The organism is Lysinibacillus sp. GW821-FHT14F06 (assembly GCF_058803665.1).
Genome location: NZ_JBXAPF010000022.1, coordinates 25,011 through 48,731, shown reverse-complemented (window position 1 = coordinate 48,731; position 23,721 = coordinate 25,011). Strand labels below are relative to the sequence as shown.

Below are 23,721 nucleotides of genomic sequence, written 5' to 3'. Positions count from 1 at the left end.
TTGATCAGCTTGGACTTCTCTTTGATCGAGTTCCATTATTTTCAGTTGACTTAGTTACCTCTTCGCTCACCCAATGTCTTGTTCTGCTCCATTTGATAATGCCCTAGATATGACATTCCTTGATATTTAGTAGCAGTGAACACCTAAAGTCTTTGCTACACATAAGATATGGTATCAGCTAGTGGATAGGAGGAATTAAGTTGTATTACAACCCTTATCCGTATTTTGTCTATCCTACCTATTATCCAACATTGACAATAGTAAATCATCCTGCTCATCACCAAACATCTAGATATTTAGCTATGCCAACGAACCCGACAAATACCAATCCCTTTCCCGCTGTCAATACAAATAAGTTAAAGATTTCCGCCAAGCGAGTAAAGGGAATTATGCAGCAAGTTCAGCTACTTACAGATAAAATTGATGAATCAGAACAATTTGCACATAATCTTATGGATGCCGCACAGAAATCAAATAAATCGGAAGTGGAAAGGTTAATCACATCGACTGGTATTACCACGAAATTTGAAACAAACTATACACCAGATAATATTCGGATAGTGTTTACAGATAGTGAATGTTGTAAGCTTACGTTAGTTTTAAGCTGGTGACACTTTTCTACAAGTGGGCTCTTTTCATAAGAACCCTCTTACTATATTTATCTTGCACCTAAAACATCTAATGAGCATGGTTCTTTTTCTAACAAACGCCTAACTGTATCACTAGATTTTTCTGGTACCACTACAGACATTGTTTGAATTTCGCTAACCAAATCTGACCTGAGTAAGCTTATTTAATTTTACCTTAATGTATAGAGGTCTATATCAATAGAGTAAATAGAAAAGATTAAAAAGAATTGTTAATTTTTCAGCCAGTTATGAATAGCTGTATGTGTCTATATTGTCCTCCTAATTTAAATATAATCTACTTACATGCTTAGGGATGTAATATTGTAGCCCAGAATTCATTAATGTTTGTTCTATTCCTTGATGTCATGTCATCTCAGCTATGGCTACTGGATATCTATATTAGAGAGGACAAGGATTTTTAGAAGGTTATCCTATATAAATAAGTTGTGCACTATTTGAAATTGCTTTTTATTCTATTCGCTGAAGTTGTTCTTGTAAGCACTCATTTTTCACTAATGAAACCCTGTCTCCATGATGGAAATTTTAAATGAAATCCACGCTTTTTGGCTTTTTCATTGGATGCTCCTCTTTCCCATGGTATTTTTCCACTAAGATATTTGGGAGGCAATGCTCTTAGCTGTTCCGCATAAAATCTACCCCATATACTATTTTTAGCAGGTTTATCATCTACTATATTGTATACTCCTTTTTCCCATGCAATAGCCTTTATGGTTGCTGCTACTGCATCTTCAATATGGATAAAAGAGGTGATTCCATCATTTACAGTTATTTCATTGTTAAGATATTGTTGTGCAATTAAGCCTTGAGAAGCATACCATGTACCTGGTCCATAAAGAGCTCCATACCTTAAAATCACTGAGTTTTGAATTTCCTGGATAGCATTCTCTAAAGCCACTATTCCGTCTACCGTTGTTTTTCGTTTACCTGCTGCATTAGTATCCAAAGGTGTCTCTTCAAATGCAATCATGTCACCTGGTTCATATGCCCAAGCAATACTTTGAGCAATTATTCTTTTCACATTATTTTTTTTAGCAGCATCTACTAAATATCGAGTTCCAATTGTTCTTACTTTTGCATTATCCTCAACACTTCCATGCTGAAGTGCCGTAACCTGATGGATAATCATATCTGGTTGAAAATCTTGTAGGATTGTCTCAACATCCTCCCTTTCAAGTATATTTCCAACATAAGCTGTGGCACCTAACGTCTGTAATATATCTACTTTTGCAGTACTGGTTGTCATTCCTCCAACTTTATAGCCATCTTCAACTAAAGCTTTAATAAGTTTTTTTCCAATTACACCAGTTGCACCCGTTACCAAAATTCTCATATTTTGCCCATCCTTTTCATGTTGCTTTCAACAATATCATTGTATGGTTGTTACTTACTCTATACAATAACTATAAAATGAATCTGTACCGGTAAAGGGGTATGTAAATGTTGAAATATCAACAAATTATTACAGATATACTTAACGAAATTGAGCAAGGTATTTTAACACAAGGAGCAAAACTACCTTCTATCCGCGAACTAAAAAACCGATATTTCTGCAGTTCAGAAACCGTGTTAAAAGCATTAAATGAATTAAAATATCAGCATAGAATTTTTTCCATCCCAAAGAGTGGTTTCTATGTACTGTCTACAGCAAATTACGAAAGTGCTGTGAATACAGATTTAATTGATTTTGCTACGGCAATACCCGAAAAAACAATGTTTCCTTATACGGAATTTCAACATTGTTTGAACCAGGCCATTGAAGTTCATCATGATGGCCTTTTCTCTTACGGAATGACTTTTCATGGATTAGACTCCTTAATCTTAGAGATAAAAAAATTACTAGAGCAATATCAGGTGTTTACTAAAAAAGAAGATATTGTGATTACAACTGGCACTCAGCAGGCTCTATACATATTGACAGTAATGCCTTTCCCAAACGAAGGGGATACTATTGTAGTCGAGCAACCTACCTACCACCTGTTTAATCGTTTACTGGAAACAACTGGTATTAAATATATTGGCATTAAGCGTGATGCAAACGGGATAAATCTACAGCAATTAGAAAAAATTTTTTCTGAACATCGTGTAAAATTTTTCTATACTATGCCACGGTTCCATAATCCTTTAGGAACTTCTTTTAGTAAAAAAGACAAATTAAATATATTAGCTCTAGCAAATAAATATAATGTCTATATTGTTGAGGATGATTATGTAGCTGATTTTGATTTAAATACCAAAGCAGATCCTATGTTTGCCTATGATATATGTAATCGTGTTATTTATCTAAAAAGCTTTTCAAAGATTATCTTCCCTGGATTGCGCGTTGGGGCTACCGTACTTCCTAGTCTAATTTCTAAACATTTCCTAGCTTTAAAAAGAGTGGTTGATTATGATACTAGCCTTATAACACAGGGAGCATTGGACCTTTATTTAAAAAGTGGAATGTTTCATTCCCATAGTAGGATGCTGGCCAAAAAGTATGCAGAGAAATCAACTATTTTACATGAGGAGGTACAATATCTAGCCAACTCTTCAATTATTGACTATACACGACCACACTCGCTCGATACTAAGCTCCACATTGTTTTACCACCCAGAATAAATATAGATACTTTAATTCAACATTTACGCATTAAAGATGTGCATATTAAAGCTATTGACGAAAATTACTTAACTAATTTTCACAAGGAAAATATACTCAAAATCGATGCAAGAAATACAAATCTATTCTTGATTGCACAAGGTGTTCAAAAAATATTTACGGCTGTAACAGAGATAATATAGTAGTATTAAATCTTAACCATGTATCCCTATCAAACTTGTAAACTATAAATAAATATGCTAATGTATTTGTAATCGTTATTTCCGAAAATTTTTATATTGCATTTCTTATCAAGAGAGACGGAGGGATTGGCCCTATGAAGTCTCAGCAACCAGCCTATAGGTATGGTGCTAACTCCAATTGGCAAAATATTGCCTTGAAGATGAGAAGACTAACATCAGTTGCTTTGCACAAGAGTCCTCTTCTCCAAGGAGGGCTCTTTTTTATGGTTGTGATCTTAACAAGAAGGACAAGCAGGGAATAACTCATACTATTAATAGAAAGCAGGTAAATACGATGACGAATGAACTTTTACATGCAGTGCAGCTATTGAAATCAAAAAAATGGGTGGATTTAACACATACATTTGGACCAAATTCACCACACTTCTTTATGTTTGAGGACGCAAAGTTTGAAACATTATTTTCTCATGATGATGGCTTTTTTGCGCAGCAATTCTCTTTTCCAGGACAATATGGAACACATATCGATCCACCTATCCACTTTGTAAGGGACACTCGTTTTTTAGAAGAATTGGATTTAAAAGAATTAGTACTACCATTAATCGTGATTGATAAATCGAAGGAAGCCGAACAAAATAATGATTTTACATTAACTGTTCAGGATATTCTTGACTTTGAGGCTGAGCATGGGGAAATTGAAGCAGGTACATTTGTTGCTCTACGTACTGATTGGAGTAAGCGCTGGCCAAATAAGGATGCATTCAATAATAAGGATGCTGAGGGTCATAATCATATACCAGGCTGGGGATTAGAGGCATTACAATTTTTATTCAAAGAACGAAAGGTTAGTGCTATTGGTCACGAGACTTTCGACACTGACTCAGCAGCAGATTTTCGCAAGAATGGTAAGTTAGACGGTGAATATTTTGTACTTGAGCAAGATACTTATCAAATTGAGCTATTAACAAATTTAGATCAGCTACCACCAAAAGGGGCTGTCATTTTCAATATAGTACCGAAACCAGAAAAAGCATCTGGATTCCCTGTTCGTTCATTTGCCATCTTACCTTAAAAATAAATAAGGGTCTCATTCATTTAGAAGAATCAGACCCTTATTTATTTCTTTTTTTGAAAAAATAATAAATGACCAACATTATTATGATGAATACTGCGATAAGATAAATACTGTAGTGAGATAAATAAAATCCTACATAGCGCCATTTCTCACCCAGTACTTTTCCTAATGTAATAAAAGTAAATGTCCAAATAAACGCTCCTGCATAAGCAAAAATGGCAAATTTTCTATATGGATAGTTATTAATTGCTGCAATATATGCGGTAAGATGGCGTACACCTGGAATAAAATAACCTATCAGTAATAAGACAGGCCCTATTTTCGTAAACAATTTTTTAGTAAAATCAATTTTTTGTTTAGTAATATGAATCTTTGGTCCATATTTATGCAATAAAGGTAGCCCGAATCGATACCCTATATAATAACTTAAGGTAATGCCACCAATTGCGCCTATGGTTGCGCTAAGTAATGCTGGAACATGTGCTAGTGTTTCTCGATATACGCTATATCCTACATATGTTAAAAATATTTCATCAGGAATAGGCAACCCAACAATCCCTCCAACTAGGATAAGAATAATGCCAAAATACCCGTAATGTTCAATAAGAGATTGCACATGATGCGCCATAAATTCATCCCACCTATAGCATTATAATCATTTTTTATCGTTAGCTTTATCATACTCAATGTAGTTAACTTTATGAGCACTGTAGCCTCAATCATTTTTTCCTTTGACACCCCTCTAAATTTACTAAAAATATTAGCTTTCAAAAATGACTTACTTAAATTATTTTTAGCTCCTGTAAAGCATGATATATGCCGCCTTCAATGGATTTTTTCGTTATATAATCAGCACTACTTTTCAAAGCCTCACTTCCATTCCCCATTGCAACCCCAAGACCAACCTGTTCTAGCATATCTATATCATTATCGCCATCGCCAAACGCAAGTGCTTCCTCAGGGCTAAAATTAAAATAATCAAGTACAGCCTGTACGGCAATCGATTTGGAAACATCATATTGCAATACATTTGTAATATACGGATGCCATCTTTTAAATTTTAAATGAGGAAATTGTGCTGTATATATTTGCTCAATATCTTTATTAGCATATAAACACATTAGATAAATTTCCTGCTCTACAATATTCTCATGAAATTCAGGAAATTTAGATAAAGATAGTGTTTCTTGCAGAGCTTTTAGTGTCCTTGGCTTGTGTACGTTATTCATAAATAAATGTTCTGTAAAAAATGAAAGACTCTGTTTATTCTCTTCAGCAAAAACTTGAACTGCTTGGACAATATTTTTGTCAATTGATATTTTATGTATTACCTGATTTTGATGCTTAACATACGCTCCGTTAGCGGTTATAAATGTCTCTATTCCTATGCTTCTTAAATTTTGACACATTGATAATGGTCTTCCTGTAGCAGCAACAATGCTAATTCCCCTCTGTTTTAGCTGATGTATTGCCCTCCTAGTGCTTTCTTCAATACAACCATCTTCATAGTTAATAAGTGTTCCATCTACGTCAAAAAAAACAATTTTACAATCCATCATACACCCCTCACCTTAAATAGTTATAAATACCCACTAATGTTATTTAAGTTCTTAAAATGATTCGCAATTAGCATAAACATTTGTACGTAATTTGACAAATTTAAATAAATCATATAACTTCTGTTCACTATACCGATAAACACTATTGCAAATACATATAGAAACGGTCACAAACAAAAAAAGTAATAATATTTTTATTTTAATAATCCTAAAGGAGTATACCAAAGAACACAGAATTGTTAAAATGGAAGATAATCAATTAAATACATTGAACGATAATACTCATCGTATAAATAGAACAAAAGAAACAACAATTAATTAAGAGTAAAGGAGTTGATTCTTATGGCATTTAACATTTACTACTATGAAAGTAGTGTGGATTGTAAGTTTTGCAAAAAGCACTTTACCACATATAAGGTACGCCCTAATCGTTATAAAATTGTTGAGGAGCAAACGGATTTCATGCCAGTCTATGAGGGCTTAAATCCATTGTTATATGAAGTTGCTGTTTGTCCACATTGTGGCTATGCCTACCATAAATCCATGACAAGAACCTATGGGCCTTTCATGCTCCTTATCGATGAGCTATACATTAAAGAGCTTCAAAGACCTATGAATATCTGTCAAGAGCGTACAGTTGATGATGCCATTATAAGTTTTAAGCTTGCTTATTTAGTGTCCAGAGCCTCTATGGAAGAATCACTTCTTATGGCAAATTTCGCTTTAAAAATAGCCTGGTTATATCGCTTAAAAGAGGATCAGGAATCGGAAATGCGCTACCTCTTTGCAGCAAGAGATTTTTACAGTAAATCATTTGCATCCAATCAAGAAGGCAGTGAAAGAATTCAATTTTTACACGCAGAATTAAGCCTACGACTTGGTGACATGACTGAAGCAAAAAAAGGATTCTCTCGATTAATTGCAGATCGAAATGTTTCCAATAAATATCGTAAATTGGCTCGCAATCGCTGGGAAAATTATAAGTATGATGAACAGCCAGTCATCTTAAACGAGGATATTGGAAAAATCATCAATTAAAAGGATAAGGAGAGGAGTTATTATGCACCGATTTGCAAAAAAAATTGATGTGCGAGAGGAGGATATATTTTCTGAATTACATCACTTTTTACTTAGAAAAAATAATCGCTTTTTAACAAATGACGAGGTCGTTGCATTAACGGGGGTTTCCTCTGAGCTGCTTTATAAATGGGTGAAGGCAGGAAAGTTAAAAAATTCAATTTTCCCTAATCTAGGTGCCCCTTGTGAACGATGTGGCCAGATTACACAGGCAAAAATTTGTATTAGTTGCTCATCAACAATCGTTAGTACATTAAAGCAGGAAGAAAAGGATCGTGCATGGTTTAATCAAATACAACGCAACAATCACAGGGCTAGCACATATCACTATAAATGAGTTAAATACAGCACCTCCACAGTGTATCCTTTCTTTTAGGTATCTCACTTTTGGAGGTTTTTTTACTCTATTTTCCTGATTCAAGACGTAAATCCAAATTTAAACAAAATTTAAACAGAAATCTCCTTAACTTTAAACTTACCTGCGTATAATTTGATTCAATCTATTGCGAGGGATTGATGGACAATGACAAAAGGAAAAAGAAATAAAATGCTATTATCTTTAAGTATTGCATTGACAAGTTTTATAGCATTTAATGGGAATGCAAATGCGGCAGTGGCTGCTCCAAGGATAGCAGAGCAGACAAGTTTAGAGCAGGGATCAGAAGTAAAGCAAGCTCGTACATCCAATGAAGCACTACAAGACTGGAAGAATTGGGTGAATGACCATGCATATAGTTTAAATTCCATTCAGCCTGAATCCTTTGAATCAACAAAAATTGCATCCAGTAAATTTGAAGATTTAGAGATGCTAAAGCCCTTATTACACGATAAGCGTATTGTTTTTTTAGGAGAAAGCTCGCATGGTGTAGCAGAGTTTAGCCTAGCAAAAACACGTATCATTCAGTTTTTACACCAAGAAATGGGCTACAACGTCCTTGCCTTTGAAAGTGGCATGGGGAACGTTATGAATGCTCAGGGACAAATTGACAAGCAATCGGCTCAGCAGACAATGAAGGATGGAATTTTTGGTGTATGGTGGTCTAAAGAGACCCTACCGTTATTTGAGTATACTAAGAAAACTCAAGCTACAGAGCAGCCTTTAATGTTAACTGGCTTTGATATTCAACAACAAGGTGCCTTTACAGATGGGGGCTGGCTAGAAAATAATCAGCTTGCTAAACAGTTCAGTGAAGTAGAGAATCAGCTTGTAGATTGGACCTACAGCAAAGATTTAAAAGGATATCAAAAGGCCAAACCAAGCATTATCGATGTGTATAAACAAGTAAAATCACAAGTACAGCTTAAAGAGAAAGAGTTAAAAGCAGCTTATCCGAGCGAACCTCATATTACAAAGCTTATGGAACGTACATTAGCTGACCGTATACGCTTAGCAGAAGAGTATGTAGAACTATCTATTCAATCAAATATCGATATTGAGCAAAATAAATATGATTCATTCTTTAAAACTATGGAATGGCGGGATCAAGGCATGTTGGAAAATTTACTTTGGCTAGCAGATGAGATTTATCCAACTGAAAAGTTTATTGTTTGGGCACATAATGATCATATTCGCAAGGCCCAATCTGAAGTAATGGGGTCCCCTTATGCGCTAAACTTAATGGGTGAACGTCTACCAGACATCTATAAAAAATATAGCTATGTACTTGGTCTATATATGGCAAGTGGAGAAAATGCAAGCAATGCACGTGAAACTTGGTCTGTATTACCTCCAGTCAAAGGATCTACTGAGGATATCCTTTCCTCAACGAAGAAGCCATACACATTTATTGATTTACGAAATCGTCAAAATGAAAGAGGTAATTCATGGATGTTTGAGCCACGTATATCCTATAGTTGGGGAGTTATACAAGAGAGCTTTGTTCCTCGTGATCAATTTGATGGCATCCTTTTAATCGATAAAGTAAGTATTCCAAATTACATCGAATAAATTTTTAGCATTTAGCAAACTAGTTTTTCTAGTTTGCTATTTTTAAGTATCCATCGAAATCGTATCCCAGTCTTCATTTTGATGACTGATCATCCAGAATAAGCCTCTGCGTCTTTCCATAACAATACTTTCATCCATACCAGAAGGAGCCGTTTGTTCTTGTATACGACTCTCTACACAAGCCCAGTGTAATCTGTATATCTTATCGGCTTCATCCAATATTTCTACCTGACTACGCATCGTAGTTTGAAGATAAAATTGCTCAAACGTTTCGTAGTTAGAAACAACTTGAATAGCATACTCACAATCACATACTTCATCAGGAAAATCAAGCTTGTCAACAAATCCAAGTACCCAAATTAGTGTCCAATAAGCCTCATATTGCCATGAAATATTAATGGCTTCCTGTGCATTTGGTTGTTGACTATATAAAAAGGCTCTTTCATTGTCAGTTAGAATGTCTTCTACTTCATATTTACGCAACATACTGATAAAAAAGTCTCTTGATTCCACTACATTTTCTCCTTGTGCCACATCACAAGCAAATTGAATAACAATTAGTAAAGCTGCAGCTCTCCTAGCAATATCCTCTTTAGTTTTAAACTGACAAGCCCCAATTGGTGGAAGTTGCGGGAGTGACTCTGTATATGGAATACCCTTTTCTATTAAATAGGCTATTGTTTTATTCTTTCTTTGATGGCCTTCTTCCGATGTCACCTCTTGTCCCCTCACCTTTTGTGTACAGGCACGAGGTCTAAAGTTGGATGGTCCTGATTGCCCATCAGGATAAACAATAACTACCCCTTCCTTGTCTAGTAAGGTACCATTTGGAAAAAAGCCAATACCCCCCCACTACTATTGTTTGCACATGGCATGAGTTTATATAGTCGCCAAAATACTTTCCAACTTGAAGAATTAGTAAGTCATGGCTATATTGTTGTTGCTCTTAATTTTACAGGTGATGCGACAACAACCATATTCCCTGATGGCGATCGTGTTGATTTTACACCAATTGAAAACACAATTACGTTCTTGAATAATCGAATCAAACTTTGGGAGCAGGATACATCATTTGTTTTAGATGAAGTCATCAAAGGGAATTTTGATAAGAAATTCCATGCAATAGCCTCACTAATTGACTATGACAATATTGGTATGTTAGGTCACTCTTTTGGTGGTGCTACTTCTGCTCAAATGCTTGTAAAGGACAGTCGCATTAAAGCAGCAATTGATATGGATGGTGGATTGTATGGTGATTCAATGCCATCAAATGGTCCTGAAAAACCATTGATGCTGATGAATGCTGAGGCATCTATTAACTTTATGAAGGAGGCATATAGCAAGCAACCAGGTAATCGTGATGAATTGTTTGTAGAGTCTTATCTAAGAAATAAAACAATTGAAAAGCCTGGTGTCTACACAGCTATTATTCCAAAAACAAATCACGGAAGTTTTACAGATTTAGCAGCCGTTTCGCCGATTATTAATGAATCTGGTGCAGATGTAAATGCAATTTATAAATTAATCAATGAACTATCACTTGGCTTTTTTGATAAAAATTTAAAAGGAATCCATGACAATAAGTTAAACGAAATACAGGAAGCACATCCGGAAATAAACTTAACTTTGCACTAAAGCTTAGTAGAAGCTTGTATAATTTGGGGTGTTGATAGTCAAAAATGCTTCAACACCCTTTTTTTATTTCCACCATAATTTTTGTTACATATTCCTCTTCACGATTTTTAATAACTGCATCATAAATATATTCCTCATAAACGTATTGCCCAAGTTCGTAGCCCTTTTCACTCATGATCTTAAATAACCGCTTGTAGGATTCGCCAAGTGTCGTGGATGTTCCTACATGGTATCCCACAATAAAATCTCCTTCAATCGCCCTGAAATAAGGATGACCCTCCTGTGGATGCGGCTGCTCAATATACAAGTAACTATAATTATCATAGTTACCTGCTAACACCTGCTCCCTCCTTGTAATTCCCCCAATTGGATAACCTGTGTCTAATTGGGAGCGATCCAACTCATCAATAAAATCAGAGACAGCCTTAACAAATTGCTCCTCCGTCGAATCCTCTATATTTCGACTTAAGTATAATGTTGCCTCTGGTAAATGCTCAATTGTAATGCTATCAAAATCAAGATGCAGGGCCTCCTTTGTTAAATCAATTTTGACATCGATAATGCCTTCAATCATCTCCAGCTCTCTTCGTTTTTTGGCGACAATCTCCTTTTGCTGATGCATTAAGTCTAGAAAATTTTCAGGTGATTTTTCAGCCATATATTTTTGAATTTCCTTCAAAGACATACCTACCGCCTTTAACAGCTCAATGACACTAAAAAATTCATATTGAGCAATGGAATAATAGCGATAGTCCTTATTATCCTTCATGATGGGCGATAATAAGCCAATTTGATCGTAATAAATAAGTGTTTGTTTATTAACCTTACAGATTTTCGCAAATTCACCAGATGTAAAATATTTTACATTTTTGTTAAACATTTTTAAGTTTCTCTCCTTGACTATATAGTAACTATATACATTAAATTGTAGCTATTCACAATAAAAATAGAAAGGTTTTGACATTATGTTCACGGAGATACGTGACATCACAGCTTTAAACAAAGAGGAAATTTTAACATTACGCATCGCAGATAATCAGCAAAATTTTATTGAAAGTACGGACCAATGCTTAGCAGAAGCTGAAATCGATAAACGCTTTATACCTGTTGGCTTGTACAGAGGGGATACAGCAGTAGGCTTTGCTATGTATGGTATGTTCCCTCATGTGGACAATTCAGCACGTGTTTGGTTAGATCGCTATTTTATTGATGAGCGATATCAGCACAAAGGGTTAGGGAAATACTATTTACAGCAGCTTATTGATCATCTGGTAGCTACATATGGCTGCCAAAACATTTATTTAAGCGTTTATGACGACAATCTTGCAGCCATTCAGCTATATAAAAATTTTGGATTTGTTTTTAACGGGGAGTTGGATGACAAGGGTGAAAAAGTAATGGTTAAGGTGGTGCATAACCATGACAACCATTAATCCAATCGAAACAAGGCCTCTAAAGCCTTTGTTTTTATCATACCTATTCCCCGCTATGGTCGGTATGTTACTAATGTCAGTAAATATTTTAGTTGATGGCATTTTTGTGAGCCATGGTGTTGGACCTACAGCTTTAGCAGGTGTAAATATCGCTGTTCCCATTTTTTCTATTCTTCTTTCCATTTCTCTTTGGATTGGCATGGGCGGAGCTACATTATATTCGATTTCTCTTGGTGAAGGTAATAAAAAGCGAGCACATCAAATCTTTACACTAGCATTCACAGTAATGATTGTTGTCGTTCTGACACTGATTCTATGCCTTTTATTAAATCTTAAAGAAGTCTCCTATATATTTGGAGCAAGTGATACTACCTACCCTTATGTTCAAGAGTACCTACACGTTATTTTAATCTTTGGTGTGTTTTATACAATTGAAAACTTACTAAGCATTTTTATTCGTAATGACGGCAATCCAAAGCTGGCAATGATGGGTTTAATCACTACATCTGTTTTAAATATTATCTTAAACTACATCTTTATTTTCATATTCAATTACGGCGTAACTGGCTGTGCATTAGCTACAGCAATCTCCACAATTATTGGTATGTCAGTACTCTTCCTACATTTCTTCAGAAAGCAATCCGAATTAAGATTTGTACGTCATTTTTTCAGCATCTCTGATTTAAAGAAAATATTTTCAATCGGGCTACCAAGCTTTATTGTTGAAGCATCAGTAGCAGTAATCGTCATTCTTTATAACGTGACATTCTTACACTATTTAGGTTCAGACGGAGTTACTGCCTACGCAATGGTGAACTATATTCATACAGTACTGCTAACCGTTTTTCTTGGTATTGGTATGGCGCTTCAGCCCCTAGTTAGCTATCATCATGGTGCAAGATTAGTAGCAAGATTAACGGCACTCTTGAAAATCGGCACTGCCACAGCACTTATTTTTGGCTTAACAACTGCTATTATCGCCATGTTATTCCCATCACAGTTAATGGCACTGTTCGGAGATAGTACATTTGAAATTCGTAATATGGCTGCACAGGGCTTCGTTCATTTTGCTATTGGTTATGTATTTCTAGGCATGAATATGGTGTATGCAGAATTCTTCCAATCTATTGAAAAAATTCGACTTGCCACAACTATTATGTTATTAAGAAGTATTGTATTATTCATACCTACACTTGTGCTGTTGCCTAAGATTCTTGGTCCTCAAGCTATTTGGTGGACCTTCCCTGTTGCTGAGGGAATTACCGCACTGCTAATTTTTATATTTATGAAAAGAAAATCACATACAATTTTCAGACCGGTAGTTAAAAAAACAGTGCTATAATGGAGAAAACCCCTTTCGTAATATTGCAACGAAAGGGGTTTATATTGGTTACTTTTTATTTTTCACAAGCCCAACCATCATTATCTCTATCAAGCTTTGCTGAATACGCTGAATGTCCCTTTTTTACACCTTTAGGGTATTTTTTGTTTAGTTCTTTGCAGTTTTTAAATGTCTCTTTCGCTTCTACTTCAGCATTTAATGATGTGAACGAAAATACTAATGTTGCCGTTAATAAAGTTAAAAATACTTTTTTCACTATAAGACCCCCTAGTGGATAATTTTACATAATTTAGAGTAATAATACTATAGTTATAGATGAAATATAAAAGGAGCCCCTAAAAAGAAGCTCCATTTTCTTAACTATCCATTTTGTATCATAATTTTCCATTAACAATTAAATTTTTAGTATAATTCCTTTTCCCTAAATAAAAGAAATAGCTACCTAAAAGGGATATGAAAGCCATGAATAAAAACATCGTTGTTCCTCCATATACTGACAGCAAGATGCCTCCAAACCAAGGACCTACAAAATTTCCAAACTCCCCTAAGCTTTGAGCACCATAGTAAGTTCCACGTAAATGGGATGGTGTAATTTCATCTACTTGAGCATACTCAGCAGGAATAACAAGTATTTCACCTAAAGTAAAAATAAACATCGAGATAATGAATGGTGTCCAATTGATTGAAAAGGCAAACCCAGCTTCTCCAATCGCAAATAAAATACATCCAAATAAGATTCTTTGTGTAAATGTAAATCGCTCTGACCATCTCGTTACTGGTATTTGAAGTATTAATACAGTGAAACCATTAATGCTCATCAGCGCTGCAAATAATTTTATGCCATCCACGATATTTGCCTGTAGGTGTTGAGAAAGTGTCACAGACATTTGACCATGCACAGTCGTTAATAATATTCCTCCAATAATAAATAATAATAATGGCGTGTCCTTACGCATTGTATTCCATAATAATGCTATATTAATGCTCTCCTCAGATACTGATTCATTATCATCAATAGCTCTAAGTATAAGAAATAAAACAACTGCATAGATGATATACACAACAGAAGTTAATACAAATGCTATCGTACTGCCTCCTATACCTAATAATGCTCCTAGCATAGGACCAACTGAATAACCAATATTCGATGCTAAATAACGATTAGCGAACATTTTATATCTTTTATGATCTGGTGTTAAATCAGCCATTAGTGCCTTAGAAACAGTACCAAAAAAAGCCTGAGCTACTCCTCTAAGAATGCTAAAAAAAAGTAAGCCCATAATATTAGCCGTAGTGATAAAACCTACAAACGCTATACTTAACCCTATTAAAGAAAGAAGCATTAATTTCTTTCTTCCAATAAAATCTGAAAGAACTCCCCCAATTAACCCACAAAAGGTTCCAGCTAAGGGACCTACACCAATAATAAATCCAATGGTCGCAAAATCTAAGCCTACAGATTGGCTTAAAAAAATAGCTAAAAAGGGCATACTCATAGAGCTTGTTAGGGTTATTAAAACAGTACCGAAAACTAATACATGTACAACTGGATGATATTCCTTGATATAACTTTGTATTTTACTCATTGCAAACCCCTTTGTTCGTTCTATGAATTAACCAATTAGGTGATTTTGGATTCTAGCAAAACTTAATGTCCAGTTTTGTTCAATTTCATTAAGTACTACTGATAAATTTTTTTGCCTAATAGCTTCGATAATACGTAAGTGTTCCTCATAGGAAAATTGAACATCCTCTACTAAATTAAAATAATATAATTCAACACGTCTAAGTTTTTGTCTGACACCCGCAAGTATTCGTTTCAATTCCTTATTTTGAGATATCTCAATAAAAACTTCATGAAACTCGTTATCGTGTTCTACTGCTTCTAATTGTTTTCCTTCAGTTATTGCTTTTTTAAGTTTAAGATTAATTGTTTCCATTATTTTTAGATGATCATCTGCTATATGTTCAAATATCTGTTTCATCGCTAATTGTTCAAGCGTACAGCCAATAGAATAGAGATGGTATACTTCAGTAGCATCAATAGGGGATACAGTCGTTGAACGATTAGGCTTTGTTTGTACAAACCCTTCATCTTCTAAGCGCAATAATGCTTCTCGAATTGGTGTTCGGCTAACTCCTAATTGTTCAGCTAATTCCTTGTCTCTCAATTGTTGATTGGGCTTTAAAGTTCCATCAACAATCCAATCTCTTATAATCGTATATGCCTCCTCACGTACAAACGTCCGTTTAAGCTTTTTCTTAGAATCGAATTGTTCCATCATCAATGCCTCCAAATATTTTATCTACTGATATGTAATATATCACATATCGGTGTCGCTTTCTTTATTTTTATCTCTTTAAGCATTGATAATGCTAATTTATAAAATCAAAAAGGAATCATTTAATCTTTTGATTCCTTTTTGAAAGATACTGCTATTCGATTTGTTTATTTTCATGCACAGTCGTAGCCTTTTGTAGTTCATCCTCCGAGGACGTAACTCCCAGAATATCAAGTAGAAACATGAATAATGGAATACCTATAATCAATCCCCATACACCAAGGAAATGCTCCGAGAAGAGTATGACGATGAATGTATAGAAAATAGGAAGGTCCGTCTTTGCAGACATTAGCTTTGGATTTAAGAAGTATGCCTCTATAGCATGTAGCACCATCACTATTACTAAGATATAGACAATGTACATTAAACCACCAATGCTATATGCAATAATACTCAGTGGAATTAAGGAAATAATAACCCCTGCGACAGGTACTAATCCTAATACAAAGAGCATGATTCCCAAGGCAATTAAATGTGGGAAGCCCATAATAGATAGAGCTATAACCGATAAAATACAGTTCACTGCTGCTATAATAAATTGTGCTTCAATCACTTTACCAAAAGAACGAATGAAAATTCTTGAAAAATAATTTAATTCATCATAAAGAGGACCAATCTTACTTTCTTTAAACTTTGCTGTAAATTCAATAATTCTCTTTTTCTCAAGCAAAATAAACAAGCTCAAAATCAGCGAAATAAAGATGTGTAAAATGATTTTACCAATATTCGTAATATTTTTAAGAGTCAGGTCCACGCCCTGCTCTAAATATTTACCAAGTTCAATCTTTTCAAAGGTAGGTGCCAAATATCTGGCAATCTCATTATCATCTGGATCCAAATTAAAGCTAGAAATAAGATCAAAAAGCTGTGTAATCTGTTGGGTAACTACTGGCAAATACTTATAGATTACCGCAACAATTCCTGCCACTAACAACAAATAAAGGGTAACAGTTACTGCTTTTTCATTCATCGGTACGTACTTTCGAACTTTTGCTGTTGTCTTCGTAGTTAATTGATTCATTAAATAGGTAAGAATAAAGGTAAGAAGAATAAGATTAATCATACTGCGCATTAAGTAGAGTGCAGCAGCGATTCCGACTAGAATAATAAAGCGTTTAAATCCATTGCTACGAAAGAAATTACTCATGTATTCACTCCTTCTACAAAACGGCTTCGCTGTTTTTACTGCTCCAGTTTCGCTATCAAATGAACATAAGCAATTAATAAATTGATGTAAAACATTACGTATCATTCTTATGTAAATACTCCCCCTTCTTTGGATTATTATTTCCATCATCTCTTGAAATAAGACTTACTTATATTTGCCTTACAAGTGTCTTAAGGGATGAATGTTAAACCCAAGGAGCGGAAAAGAATTGCATGCCTTATCAAATTTAAAATGGAGAACAATACTTTTGTACTTTATTGAAAGCTATATCAGCGTTACAAGCCTTAATTCTATTTATCTATTATAACCTTTTGAATGAGCATATCCAATTTATGTTCCTTTATAATAGTATTAAATATAATTTTTAATCATTAGTATCAGTATGTTATTTTTAACATAATTTTAAACTTAAAAATAGATAGGATGATTTTTATGAAGATTACAAGAAACCCTAAGGAAATTCATCAACCAGTCGCTCCTTATGTACATCAAATTGAAGTAACAGGACCTCAGAGATGGTTAACATTATCTGGACAAATCGGAATGGAGAAGGACGGAACGATACCTGAAGAGTCAACAGCTCAATTGAAGATTGCGCTAGAAAATATCCGAAAGAATCTTGAAAGTGCCAATATGGAAGTTCAGGATTTAACGAAGCTTGCTTTTTATTTGGTTGGGGAGATGAACGCAGAGCAACGAAAGCAAATAATAAGTGATTTTCTTGGACAGCATCTTCCATGTACGACCTTAATGTATGTGGTAGCCCTTGCTGCACCTTCCATAAAGGTGGAGATTGATGCCTGGGCATGTAAGGAAATGTAACCTTATCATATGTAGATGTTCGTAGAAATGTGCGCTTTGGTTTGCATTTTTATCTGTAAATTAGGAGCTGTCTCATAAGTCCCTTTTTGAGTAAAATAACATGAAATTGAAAAGGCAGAAACATTGTATTAACAACGTTTCTGCCTTTCACATGTTATTCATTTTGGTTAAAAAGCCCTTTTTGAGACAAGCTCTATGCACTATTTTACTTTAGCATGTTTGTATCCATAGGCTATATATATAACCAAGCCTATTGCTAGCCAAATTAAAAAGCGCAGTATTGTAAATATTGGCAGACTGAAAATTAATGCAAGTGATCCACCAACACCTACTATCCCAACAAGCCATATTGCTGGCACTTTAAATGCGCGAGGTTGATCTGGTCGCGTGTAACGAAGAACAATTACACTAATTGTTGTTAATGCAAACGCAGTCAAACCTCCGATGTTAGCAAATTCCGCTAATTCACCAATCGATAAAAATCCAGATAATAGAATACCTGTCAATACAACGATGAAAATAGATAGAACAGGCACGCCGGTCTTTTTATTCGTTTGTGCAATACGCTCTGGGAGAAGTCCATCACGGCTCATCGCAAATAGAACACGTGTAGCACTAGTAGTATTTGCAATCATTGTAGCAAGCAATCCAAAGATAACTGCTACCGCGACGATAGCGCCTCCCCATTGAATACCTACAGATTGTAACGCAAATACTGTTGGGTTTGGAACATCTAAATCAGGGAATGGTACAATCCCTGTCAATATCGCTGCAACAAGAGCATAAATAAGCGTTAATACACTTAGCCCACCAATTAAAGCTTTTGGTATTGTTTTTTGTGGATTTTTGACTTCTTCAAGTACTGTTGTTACACCATCAAAACCTGTAAAAGCAAAGAATACTAACGCTGCTCCAGCCATGACACCTGACCAACCAAATGGTGTAAATGGCGTCCAGTTTACAGGATTAATGTGGAATGCACCGATGGCAAGGAACAAAATAATTGCTGCAACCTTTGCAATTGTAAATAATGTATTTGAACGACCCACATTCTTAATCCCGCTCAATGCAATCCAAGCCACGATAAGCCATCCTATTACTGCTGGTAGATTGACAATCCCGCCATGTGCAATGTCTTTTGTAAGAACTTCGGGTATATGTATACCTACAGATTGTAAAAATGAATCTACGTACCCACTCCAGCCAACTGCGACGGTACTAGCAATAACCGTAAATTCTAAAAGCAAATCCCACCCAATCATCCATGCGATAATTTCTCCTAACGCAATATAGGAATAGGTGTAAGCGCTTCCGGCGACAGGTGCCATTGCTGCGAATTCTACATACGCTAGTCCAACTGCAATTGTTACAATCCCACCGATGAGGAATGAAACGATAACTCCAGGTCCAGCATGTAGAGCTGCAGTAGTTCCAGGTAAAACAAATATCCCTGCTCCGATTGTGGCTCCTAAAACATATAGCATTAATTGCCATGACCCAAGTTCACGTTTAAGTTTAAAGCGTTCAACTTCGGTTATTTTATTGGCTTGCTCGATTGACTTCGTTCGTAAAAACTTCGCCATAATAACCACCCCTTATTAATAACTAATAAATATAAAATTTTCTAATAATTAGTATATTATATACTTTTTAGAATTGAGTCAACAATTAGATTATTGGAAAAATTAATTTTTCATTAGATTATAGTAAATTTTATTGCTTAATATAGATAAATAAAATAAATAACTGAATATTTATCTTTTTTACTTATAAACTAGTACCGTTAGAGATTCTAAGTACATATAAAAATCTATGAGCTCCTCAATTAACTGAGAATTCTCATAGATATCTTTTACAACTATTTTACTGGGATCGTGACTATAGCAGATGGCTCTAGTTCCATATATGGCGTCGTTACAGTATGAACAATTGGTTTCCCTACATTTGCTTGATAAGATACCTCATACTTATTTGGTCCAACTGCATGAACATAATTAGTGATAAGACTTTCTCCTGAATCTGACACAATCTCAAAAAAGGAAGGTGTAAGTGTATCATCAAAAGGAAATTCACTATCGATATAAAAAGAAAGTGTAGCCTCATGTTCCTTTTTTGTTACTCCAGTTATGACATAATCACCCATCTTTTCCTGTGATATTCGCTGTGGGAATGAGTCTGCTAGTGGTACAATTAAATCCTTACGATTTAAGTTAAACGGGAAGAAATAGTAAGCTATTCTTACCTCAGTAATATCTTGACGTAAGGGCTCTATTAAGTACGTGTAAGTTGTACTTTTGTCATCGCCACTTCCTGGTTGGTCCAATATTTTAAGTGGCGTGCCATGCTGATCCATTATTGTCGCATTTAGAACACCGGACTCTTCAGAAAATAATTTGTCCATAGTCGCATCAAATTTCACTTTGATCTTTGTCGTTGTTGTTGAGCTGTCCATGCTTTCTACAACAAAGGCGTTACCTTTTACCTTCCCTGTTTGACCAGCAATTACTTTATTGCTATGATTATTTACCTTTTTAATAGGTGTAGAAAATAGCCATTCTCCTTTTGTAGAACCCACCTGTAGAAACTTTATGGTTAAATCAAATTTATCAGGTAATTCTTCAGCGATCGGAAATTCTAATAACCCGCGAAATATATTTTTATCTTCTAAAATTTTTAAACTTTCAGGAACATTTAGTTCTCTTTCGTTAACAGTTATAATGGCTTGTGAAAGTTCCTTATACTCCGGCATTGAAAAAATCACATTTAACCGTGCTCCATCAAACACAATTTCCTCTATTGTAAGAGCTGTACCGTTACTAGTAACTGTCTTATTTAGGACTGCCTTATTGTCATCAGAAAGCGCTGTTTCCAATCCTTTATCATGTTCTTTTATATTAAACATAAAACCAATAAGTGGCACGTCTGCTAACACACTTGCCATTTTAGGAGAAATAAAACCGGAACCCACAATTAAAGCTATACTTGCCACACTTGAAAGGATGACTCTTTTCCATATTTTCTTGTCTTTTTTCTTTTGTATGCCCATCCCCTTTTCAATAGCAAAATCTAGCTTTTCCATTGGGACATCGATGCTCTCTATTACTTTCTTAATATTGTTCTCCATAATTCTCTCCCTCCCTATTAAAATATTTTTTTAGCTGCTGTATGCCTCTATGCACATTTGTCTTAACTGTGCCCTCTGGACAATCTAATAAATCAGCAATATCCTTTGTAGATAAATCACGATAATACTTCAATAGAATGACAGTTTTATATTTCTCTTCAAGCTGCTCAATAGCTTGTAGTAAATCTAGTCTCTCATCATAGCTTAAAACTTGGATTTGCTCTGATTGTTGTTCCAAGATAGGTACTATTTTTTGATTTTTTCGAAGCGTCTCGATGGCTGTATTGATTAGAATCCTCATCAGCCATGTGGTAAAATAGCGCTCCTCTTTGACTGTATGGATTTTGCTATAGGCTCTTGCTACCGTCTCCTGTACAACATCTAAAGCATCATTTTCATTTTTCATATAAATATAGGCCATTTTATATAGCTTTATTTTTTCATTCTGCAACAGCTCCACAAAAGCTTTGTTATTACCCTTTTTCGCCTTTAGTAATAGTGACTTTTCCTGCAACTTTTCCATCCTCCTTTCTTGTTTCTATATGTTAGATGATACAGATTTGTAAATCGTTTCAATAAAGTGAGAATTTATAGCATAAAAAATCTCCTTTAGAAAATTTGCTCTAAAGGAGGAGATAGGTTTGTAACTATTTAAATTTCGTTTTCTTGATTTATACTCAATCGAATTACTTTAATAAGGTGAGTGTTGCTGCGACTGCATTGTCAACAAAGGAGCGTTGTGGTCGAGATTTCATCATAACTGTTATACCAATTAACGATACAATCAATGCCTGTGCTAAAGACTTTGCATCTGTGTTGGCATCCAGCTCACCAGTTTGGATTCCTCGTTCAATTGTCTCCTGAAAAATAACGGCTAAGTACATTTGATGTTCTCTAGTCAGGACTTCAAATTTCTCATCATGAGGAGCAAGCTCTACCATTGTATTGATACAAAAACAACCTTTACTGAAATCTTCCTCGTATTCCTCTGTAATAATATCTGCAAAAAAGATTGAAAATGCCTCTTTTACAGACGAGTATTGTTGAAGTCTAGATCGTATATCAGATGCACGAGACGTTGTATATCTTCGAAGCGCGGCTTCAAACAATTCTTTCTTGTCTCCAAAAGTCGAATAAATACTAGGGCGTTGAATACCCATTCTAGAGGTGAGGTCACTTAACGAAGTTGCCTCATATCCTTTCTCCCAAAATAGCTGCATTGCTGCTTCTAAAACTTGACCTTCATCGAATTCACGGGTTCTTGCCATAAGAACACACCTCTATACTCTAATTATAAGGATTATTTTTATTGACACTAAATTCATACCAAATAGTATGTAATTATTATATATACGAGTAGTATTCATGTCAAATAAACACTCAGTATTTTTTGATTTATAAATAATTAGTTGACATTCAAGAGAACGTTAAGATATATTTACCAATAATTATATTGTACCGAACGGTATGTTATAATTACAATTTACTGTGAATGGAGGGAAAGCATGTGTAAACTACAGACAAATTTAGAACATCCGCCTCTTTACAACGAAATAACAGATTCTTCATCATCCACAGCCTTATCTAACATGAAAGAACAGTCATCTATATCACGAGCTGTTACATTGTTGTTTGCTGCTGTCTGTGGAATATCTGTCGCTAATATTTACTTTGCACAGCCCTTGCTTGATCAATTGTCTGAGGCATTTGGTATTAATCATTCCATTATTGGTATCGTTATTACCATCACACAGATTTTTTACGGATTAGGCTTACTATTGCTGGTACCTCTTGGAGATTTACTGAACCAACGTCGATTAATAATTGGTCAAATGTTGTTATCTACAATGGCTCTAGCTATCGTTGGTACTGCCTTCTCAAGCATCGTACTTTTTGCAGGTATGGCTTTGGTGGGGCTACTCGCAGTTGTGACACAGACACTTGTGGCATTCGCAGCGACAATGGCTTCCTCTGCCGAAAGGGGCAAGGTTGTTGGGATTGTAACAAGCGGCATTGTTATTGGTATACTTCTCGCTCGAACATTCGCTGGTGTAGTAACCGATCTTGCAGGCTGGCGCTCTGTATATCTGGTATCTGCTGTCATTATGCTTTTGATGGTTTGTATGTTTGCCAAGGTGTTACCTCATGCTGAACGTGAGGTAACATCATTGTCCTATATTCGGTTAATTAGGTCAGTGCTTGATTTGTTTATTCAGGAAAGAACATTACGAATCCGCTCCGTTCTAGCCATGCTGATTTTTGCTGACTTTAGCATTTTGTGGACTTCACTAGTACTGCCGCTTAGTACACCTCCGTTCGCTCTATCTCACAGCGCGATTGGAGCATTTGGCCTTGTAGGAGTAGCTGGAGCATTGGCAGCAGCGCGAGCAGGGAAATTGGCCGATCAAGGTTATGGACAGCGAACGACAGGTATTTCTTTAGCTCTACTACTGCTTTCATGGTTGTTCATCCGTTATCTTGAACATTCTTTAATTGCGCTAGTCATCGGCATAATTCTTCTTGATTTGGCGGTGCAAGCCGTTCATGTTACAAATCAAGCTATGATTCTTCCACTGCGATCTGAAGCACGAAGTCGACTTACAGCTGGCTATATGGTGTTCTATTCTATTGGCGGTGCAAGCGGATCCATTGCTTCAACACAAATGTACTCATACTTTGGCTGGGGAGGGGTTTGCTTGCTAGGGGCCTCTGTTAGTGCCTTCGCCCTTCTTTTTTGGGCAATGACTAGCCGAGTAAGGATTTAA

The 23,721-nt window shown here is 35.4% G+C and carries 23 protein-coding genes, 1 pseudogene and 1 riboswitch; of the genes and pseudogenes, 11 read left to right on the top strand and 13 right to left on the bottom strand.

The genetic code is table 11. The features are described from left to right. Positions 1-200 precede the first annotated feature (200 nt). On the top strand, positions 201-611 hold the full coding sequence (locus AC1RNS_RS18065) for a YuzC family spore coat inner layer protein (protein WP_492994659.1): 411 nt from the start codon (positions 201-203) through the stop codon (positions 609-611). 520 nt (positions 612-1,131) lie between these two features. Here the strand turns inward: AC1RNS_RS18065 and AC1RNS_RS18060 are convergent. After that, positions 1,132-1,980 (bottom strand): NAD-dependent epimerase/dehydratase family protein, encoded by an 849-nt coding sequence (locus AC1RNS_RS18060; RefSeq protein WP_492994657.1) that lies wholly within the window; start codon positions 1,978-1,980, stop codon positions 1,132-1,134. Positions 1,981-2,087: 107 nt separating this feature from the next. Between AC1RNS_RS18060 and AC1RNS_RS18055 the strand changes: the two genes are divergently transcribed. Together AC1RNS_RS18055 and AC1RNS_RS18050 are read left to right on the top strand one after the other, a co-directional pair. After that, positions 2,088-3,431, top strand: coding sequence for an aminotransferase-like domain-containing protein (locus tag AC1RNS_RS18055; RefSeq protein ID WP_492994656.1), 1,344 nt, complete (start codon positions 2,088-2,090; stop codon positions 3,429-3,431). A 102-nt stretch (positions 3,432-3,533) separates the two neighbouring features. Beyond that, a riboswitch (SAM riboswitch) is annotated at positions 3,534-3,638 on the top strand. Positions 3,639-3,765: 127 nt separating this feature from the next. Then, on the top strand, positions 3,766-4,503 hold the full coding sequence (locus AC1RNS_RS18050) for a cyclase family protein (protein WP_492994654.1): 738 nt from the start codon (positions 3,766-3,768) through the stop codon (positions 4,501-4,503). A gap of 40 nt (positions 4,504-4,543) precedes the next feature. Here the strand turns inward: AC1RNS_RS18050 and AC1RNS_RS18045 are convergent, their stop codons facing one another. Continuing rightward, the gene (locus AC1RNS_RS18045) at positions 4,544-5,134 is read right to left on the bottom strand and encodes a DedA family protein (protein WP_492994652.1); all 591 of its coding nucleotides are present in this window, start codon (positions 5,132-5,134) and stop codon (positions 4,544-4,546) included. A gap of 154 nt (positions 5,135-5,288) precedes the next feature. Continuing rightward, the gene (locus AC1RNS_RS18040; RefSeq protein ID WP_492994725.1) at positions 5,289-6,062 is read right to left on the bottom strand and encodes a Cof-type HAD-IIB family hydrolase; all 774 of its coding nucleotides are present in this window, start codon (positions 6,060-6,062) and stop codon (positions 5,289-5,291) included. 345 nt (positions 6,063-6,407) lie between these two features. Here AC1RNS_RS18040 and AC1RNS_RS18035 point away from each other — a divergent pair, with 345 nt between their 5' ends. The 3 genes from AC1RNS_RS18035 (at position 6,408) to AC1RNS_RS18025 (ending at position 9,090) form a co-directional block, all read left to right on the top strand. Beyond that, the gene (locus tag AC1RNS_RS18035) at positions 6,408-7,103 is read left to right on the top strand and encodes a DUF2225 domain-containing protein (RefSeq protein ID WP_492994651.1); all 696 of its coding nucleotides are present in this window, start codon (positions 6,408-6,410) and stop codon (positions 7,101-7,103) included. Between the two features lie 22 nt (positions 7,104-7,125). Continuing rightward, positions 7,126-7,479, top strand: a complete 354-nt coding sequence (locus AC1RNS_RS18030; RefSeq protein ID WP_492994649.1) for a hypothetical protein — start codon at positions 7,126-7,128, stop codon at positions 7,477-7,479. A gap of 186 nt (positions 7,480-7,665) precedes the next feature. Then, positions 7,666-9,090 carry an erythromycin esterase family protein gene (locus AC1RNS_RS18025; protein WP_492994647.1) on the top strand — a complete coding sequence of 475 codons (1,425 nt, stop codon included), beginning with the start codon at positions 7,666-7,668 and terminating at the stop codon, positions 9,088-9,090. Between the two features lie 42 nt (positions 9,091-9,132). Here AC1RNS_RS18025 and AC1RNS_RS18020 read toward each other — a convergent pair whose 3' ends face one another. Beyond that, on the bottom strand, positions 9,133-9,807 hold the full coding sequence (locus AC1RNS_RS18020; RefSeq protein WP_492994645.1) for a DUF4272 domain-containing protein: 675 nt from the start codon (positions 9,805-9,807) through the stop codon (positions 9,133-9,135). A 132-nt stretch (positions 9,808-9,939) separates the two neighbouring features. Here AC1RNS_RS18020 and AC1RNS_RS18015 point away from each other — a divergent pair. Continuing rightward, a pseudogene (locus AC1RNS_RS18015) lies at positions 9,940-10,725 on the top strand (alpha/beta hydrolase family protein); the annotation flags it as partial. 49 nt (positions 10,726-10,774) lie between these two features. On the opposite strand, the gene AC1RNS_RS18010 reads toward AC1RNS_RS18015, so the two are convergent. After that, positions 10,775-11,605: a MerR family transcriptional regulator gene (locus AC1RNS_RS18010; protein WP_492994644.1), complete on the bottom strand. Its 831-nt coding sequence runs from the start codon at positions 11,603-11,605 to the stop codon at positions 10,775-10,777. A gap of 85 nt (positions 11,606-11,690) precedes the next feature. Between AC1RNS_RS18010 and AC1RNS_RS18005 the strand changes: the two genes are divergently transcribed. Both AC1RNS_RS18005 and AC1RNS_RS18000 read left to right on the top strand, forming a co-directional pair. Beyond that, complete coding sequence (locus AC1RNS_RS18005; protein WP_492994642.1) at positions 11,691-12,158, top strand: GNAT family N-acetyltransferase; 468 nt, start codon at positions 11,691-11,693, stop codon at positions 12,156-12,158. Beyond that, positions 12,145-13,500, top strand: a complete 1,356-nt coding sequence (locus AC1RNS_RS18000; RefSeq protein ID WP_492994640.1) for an MATE family efflux transporter — start codon at positions 12,145-12,147, stop codon at positions 13,498-13,500. Before AC1RNS_RS18005 ends, AC1RNS_RS18000 begins: the two co-directional genes overlap by 14 nt. Positions 13,501-13,555: 55 nt before the next feature. Here the strand turns inward: AC1RNS_RS18000 and AC1RNS_RS17995 are convergent, their stop codons facing one another. The 4 genes from AC1RNS_RS17995 to AC1RNS_RS17980 all read right to left on the bottom strand — a co-directional run bounded on the left by AC1RNS_RS17995 (position 13,556) and on the right by AC1RNS_RS17980 (position 16,989). Then, positions 13,556-13,756 carry an excalibur calcium-binding domain-containing protein gene (locus AC1RNS_RS17995; RefSeq protein ID WP_492994639.1) on the bottom strand — a complete coding sequence of 67 codons (201 nt, stop codon included), beginning with the start codon at positions 13,754-13,756 and terminating at the stop codon, positions 13,556-13,558. Between the two features lie 118 nt (positions 13,757-13,874). Continuing rightward, positions 13,875-15,086 carry an MDR family MFS transporter gene (locus AC1RNS_RS17990; protein WP_492994637.1) on the bottom strand — a complete coding sequence of 404 codons (1,212 nt, stop codon included), beginning with the start codon at positions 15,084-15,086 and terminating at the stop codon, positions 13,875-13,877. Between the two features lie 27 nt (positions 15,087-15,113). Next, positions 15,114-15,782 carry a GntR family transcriptional regulator gene (locus tag AC1RNS_RS17985; RefSeq protein ID WP_492994635.1) on the bottom strand — a complete coding sequence of 223 codons (669 nt, stop codon included), beginning with the start codon at positions 15,780-15,782 and terminating at the stop codon, positions 15,114-15,116. Between the two features lie 154 nt (positions 15,783-15,936). Further along, the gene (locus tag AC1RNS_RS17980; protein ID WP_492994633.1) at positions 15,937-16,989 is read right to left on the bottom strand and encodes an AI-2E family transporter; all 1,053 of its coding nucleotides are present in this window, start codon (positions 16,987-16,989) and stop codon (positions 15,937-15,939) included. A gap of 453 nt (positions 16,990-17,442) precedes the next feature. Here AC1RNS_RS17980 and AC1RNS_RS17975 point away from each other — a divergent pair, with 453 nt between their 5' ends. Continuing rightward, positions 17,443-17,832 carry a RidA family protein gene (locus AC1RNS_RS17975; RefSeq protein ID WP_492994631.1) on the top strand — a complete coding sequence of 130 codons (390 nt, stop codon included), beginning with the start codon at positions 17,443-17,445 and terminating at the stop codon, positions 17,830-17,832. A 200-nt stretch (positions 17,833-18,032) separates the two neighbouring features. Here AC1RNS_RS17975 and AC1RNS_RS17970 read toward each other — a convergent pair whose 3' ends face one another. The 4 genes from AC1RNS_RS17970 to AC1RNS_RS17955 form a co-directional block, all read right to left on the bottom strand. Next, positions 18,033-19,415, bottom strand: a complete 1,383-nt coding sequence (locus tag AC1RNS_RS17970; protein WP_492994629.1) for an amino acid permease — start codon at positions 19,413-19,415, stop codon at positions 18,033-18,035. 275 nt (positions 19,416-19,690) lie between these two features. Beyond that, the gene (locus tag AC1RNS_RS17965; RefSeq protein ID WP_492994627.1) at positions 19,691-20,956 is read right to left on the bottom strand and encodes a DUF4179 domain-containing protein; all 1,266 of its coding nucleotides are present in this window, start codon (positions 20,954-20,956) and stop codon (positions 19,691-19,693) included. After that, positions 20,940-21,470 carry a sigma-70 family RNA polymerase sigma factor gene (locus AC1RNS_RS17960; protein ID WP_492994625.1) on the bottom strand — a complete coding sequence of 177 codons (531 nt, stop codon included), beginning with the start codon at positions 21,468-21,470 and terminating at the stop codon, positions 20,940-20,942. Before AC1RNS_RS17960 ends, AC1RNS_RS17965 begins: the two co-directional genes overlap by 17 nt. Positions 21,471-21,642: 172 nt before the next feature. Continuing rightward, positions 21,643-22,224 (bottom strand): TetR/AcrR family transcriptional regulator, encoded by a 582-nt coding sequence (locus tag AC1RNS_RS17955; RefSeq protein ID WP_492994624.1) that lies wholly within the window; start codon positions 22,222-22,224, stop codon positions 21,643-21,645. Positions 22,225-22,461: 237 nt separating this feature from the next. Between AC1RNS_RS17955 and AC1RNS_RS17950 the strand changes: the two genes are divergently transcribed. Continuing rightward, positions 22,462-23,721, top strand: coding sequence for an MFS transporter (locus AC1RNS_RS17950; protein WP_492994623.1), 1,260 nt, complete (start codon positions 22,462-22,464; stop codon positions 23,719-23,721).

Coding starts and splice junctions, on each gene's coding strand:
- AC1RNS_RS18060 (WP_492994657.1), bottom strand. CDS start 1,980: ATGAGAATTTTGGTAACGGGTGCAACTGGTGTAATTGGAAAAAAACTT.
- AC1RNS_RS18055 (WP_492994656.1), top strand. CDS start 2,088: ATGTTGAAATATCAACAAATTATTACAGATATACTTAACGAAATTGAG.
- AC1RNS_RS18050 (WP_492994654.1), top strand. CDS start 3,766: ATGACGAATGAACTTTTACATGCAGTGCAGCTATTGAAATCAAAAAAA.
- AC1RNS_RS18045 (WP_492994652.1), bottom strand. CDS start 5,134: ATGGCGCATCATGTGCAATCTCTTATTGAACATTACGGGTATTTTGGC.
- AC1RNS_RS18040 (WP_492994725.1), bottom strand. CDS start 6,062: ATGGATTGTAAAATTGTTTTTTTTGACGTAGATGGAACACTTATTAAC.
- AC1RNS_RS18035 (WP_492994651.1), top strand. CDS start 6,408: ATGGCATTTAACATTTACTACTATGAAAGTAGTGTGGATTGTAAGTTT.
- AC1RNS_RS18030 (WP_492994649.1), top strand. CDS start 7,126: ATGCACCGATTTGCAAAAAAAATTGATGTGCGAGAGGAGGATATATTT.
- AC1RNS_RS18025 (WP_492994647.1), top strand. CDS start 7,666: ATGACAAAAGGAAAAAGAAATAAAATGCTATTATCTTTAAGTATTGCA.
- AC1RNS_RS18010 (WP_492994644.1), bottom strand. CDS start 11,605: ATGTTTAACAAAAATGTAAAATATTTTACATCTGGTGAATTTGCGAAA.
- AC1RNS_RS18005 (WP_492994642.1), top strand. CDS start 11,691: ATGTTCACGGAGATACGTGACATCACAGCTTTAAACAAAGAGGAAATT.
- AC1RNS_RS18000 (WP_492994640.1), top strand. CDS start 12,145: ATGACAACCATTAATCCAATCGAAACAAGGCCTCTAAAGCCTTTGTTT.
- AC1RNS_RS17990 (WP_492994637.1), bottom strand. CDS start 15,086: ATGAGTAAAATACAAAGTTATATCAAGGAATATCATCCAGTTGTACAT.
- AC1RNS_RS17985 (WP_492994635.1), bottom strand. CDS start 15,782: ATGGAACAATTCGATTCTAAGAAAAAGCTTAAACGGACGTTTGTACGT.
- AC1RNS_RS17980 (WP_492994633.1), bottom strand. CDS start 16,989: ATGAGTAATTTCTTTCGTAGCAATGGATTTAAACGCTTTATTATTCTA.
- AC1RNS_RS17975 (WP_492994631.1), top strand. CDS start 17,443: ATGAAGATTACAAGAAACCCTAAGGAAATTCATCAACCAGTCGCTCCT.
- AC1RNS_RS17970 (WP_492994629.1), bottom strand. CDS start 19,415: ATGGCGAAGTTTTTACGAACGAAGTCAATCGAGCAAGCCAATAAAATA.
- AC1RNS_RS17965 (WP_492994627.1), bottom strand. CDS start 20,956: ATGGAGAACAATATTAAGAAAGTAATAGAGAGCATCGATGTCCCAATG.
- AC1RNS_RS17955 (WP_492994624.1), bottom strand. CDS start 22,224: ATGGCAAGAACCCGTGAATTCGATGAAGGTCAAGTTTTAGAAGCAGCA.
- AC1RNS_RS17950 (WP_492994623.1), top strand. CDS start 22,462: ATGTGTAAACTACAGACAAATTTAGAACATCCGCCTCTTTACAACGAA.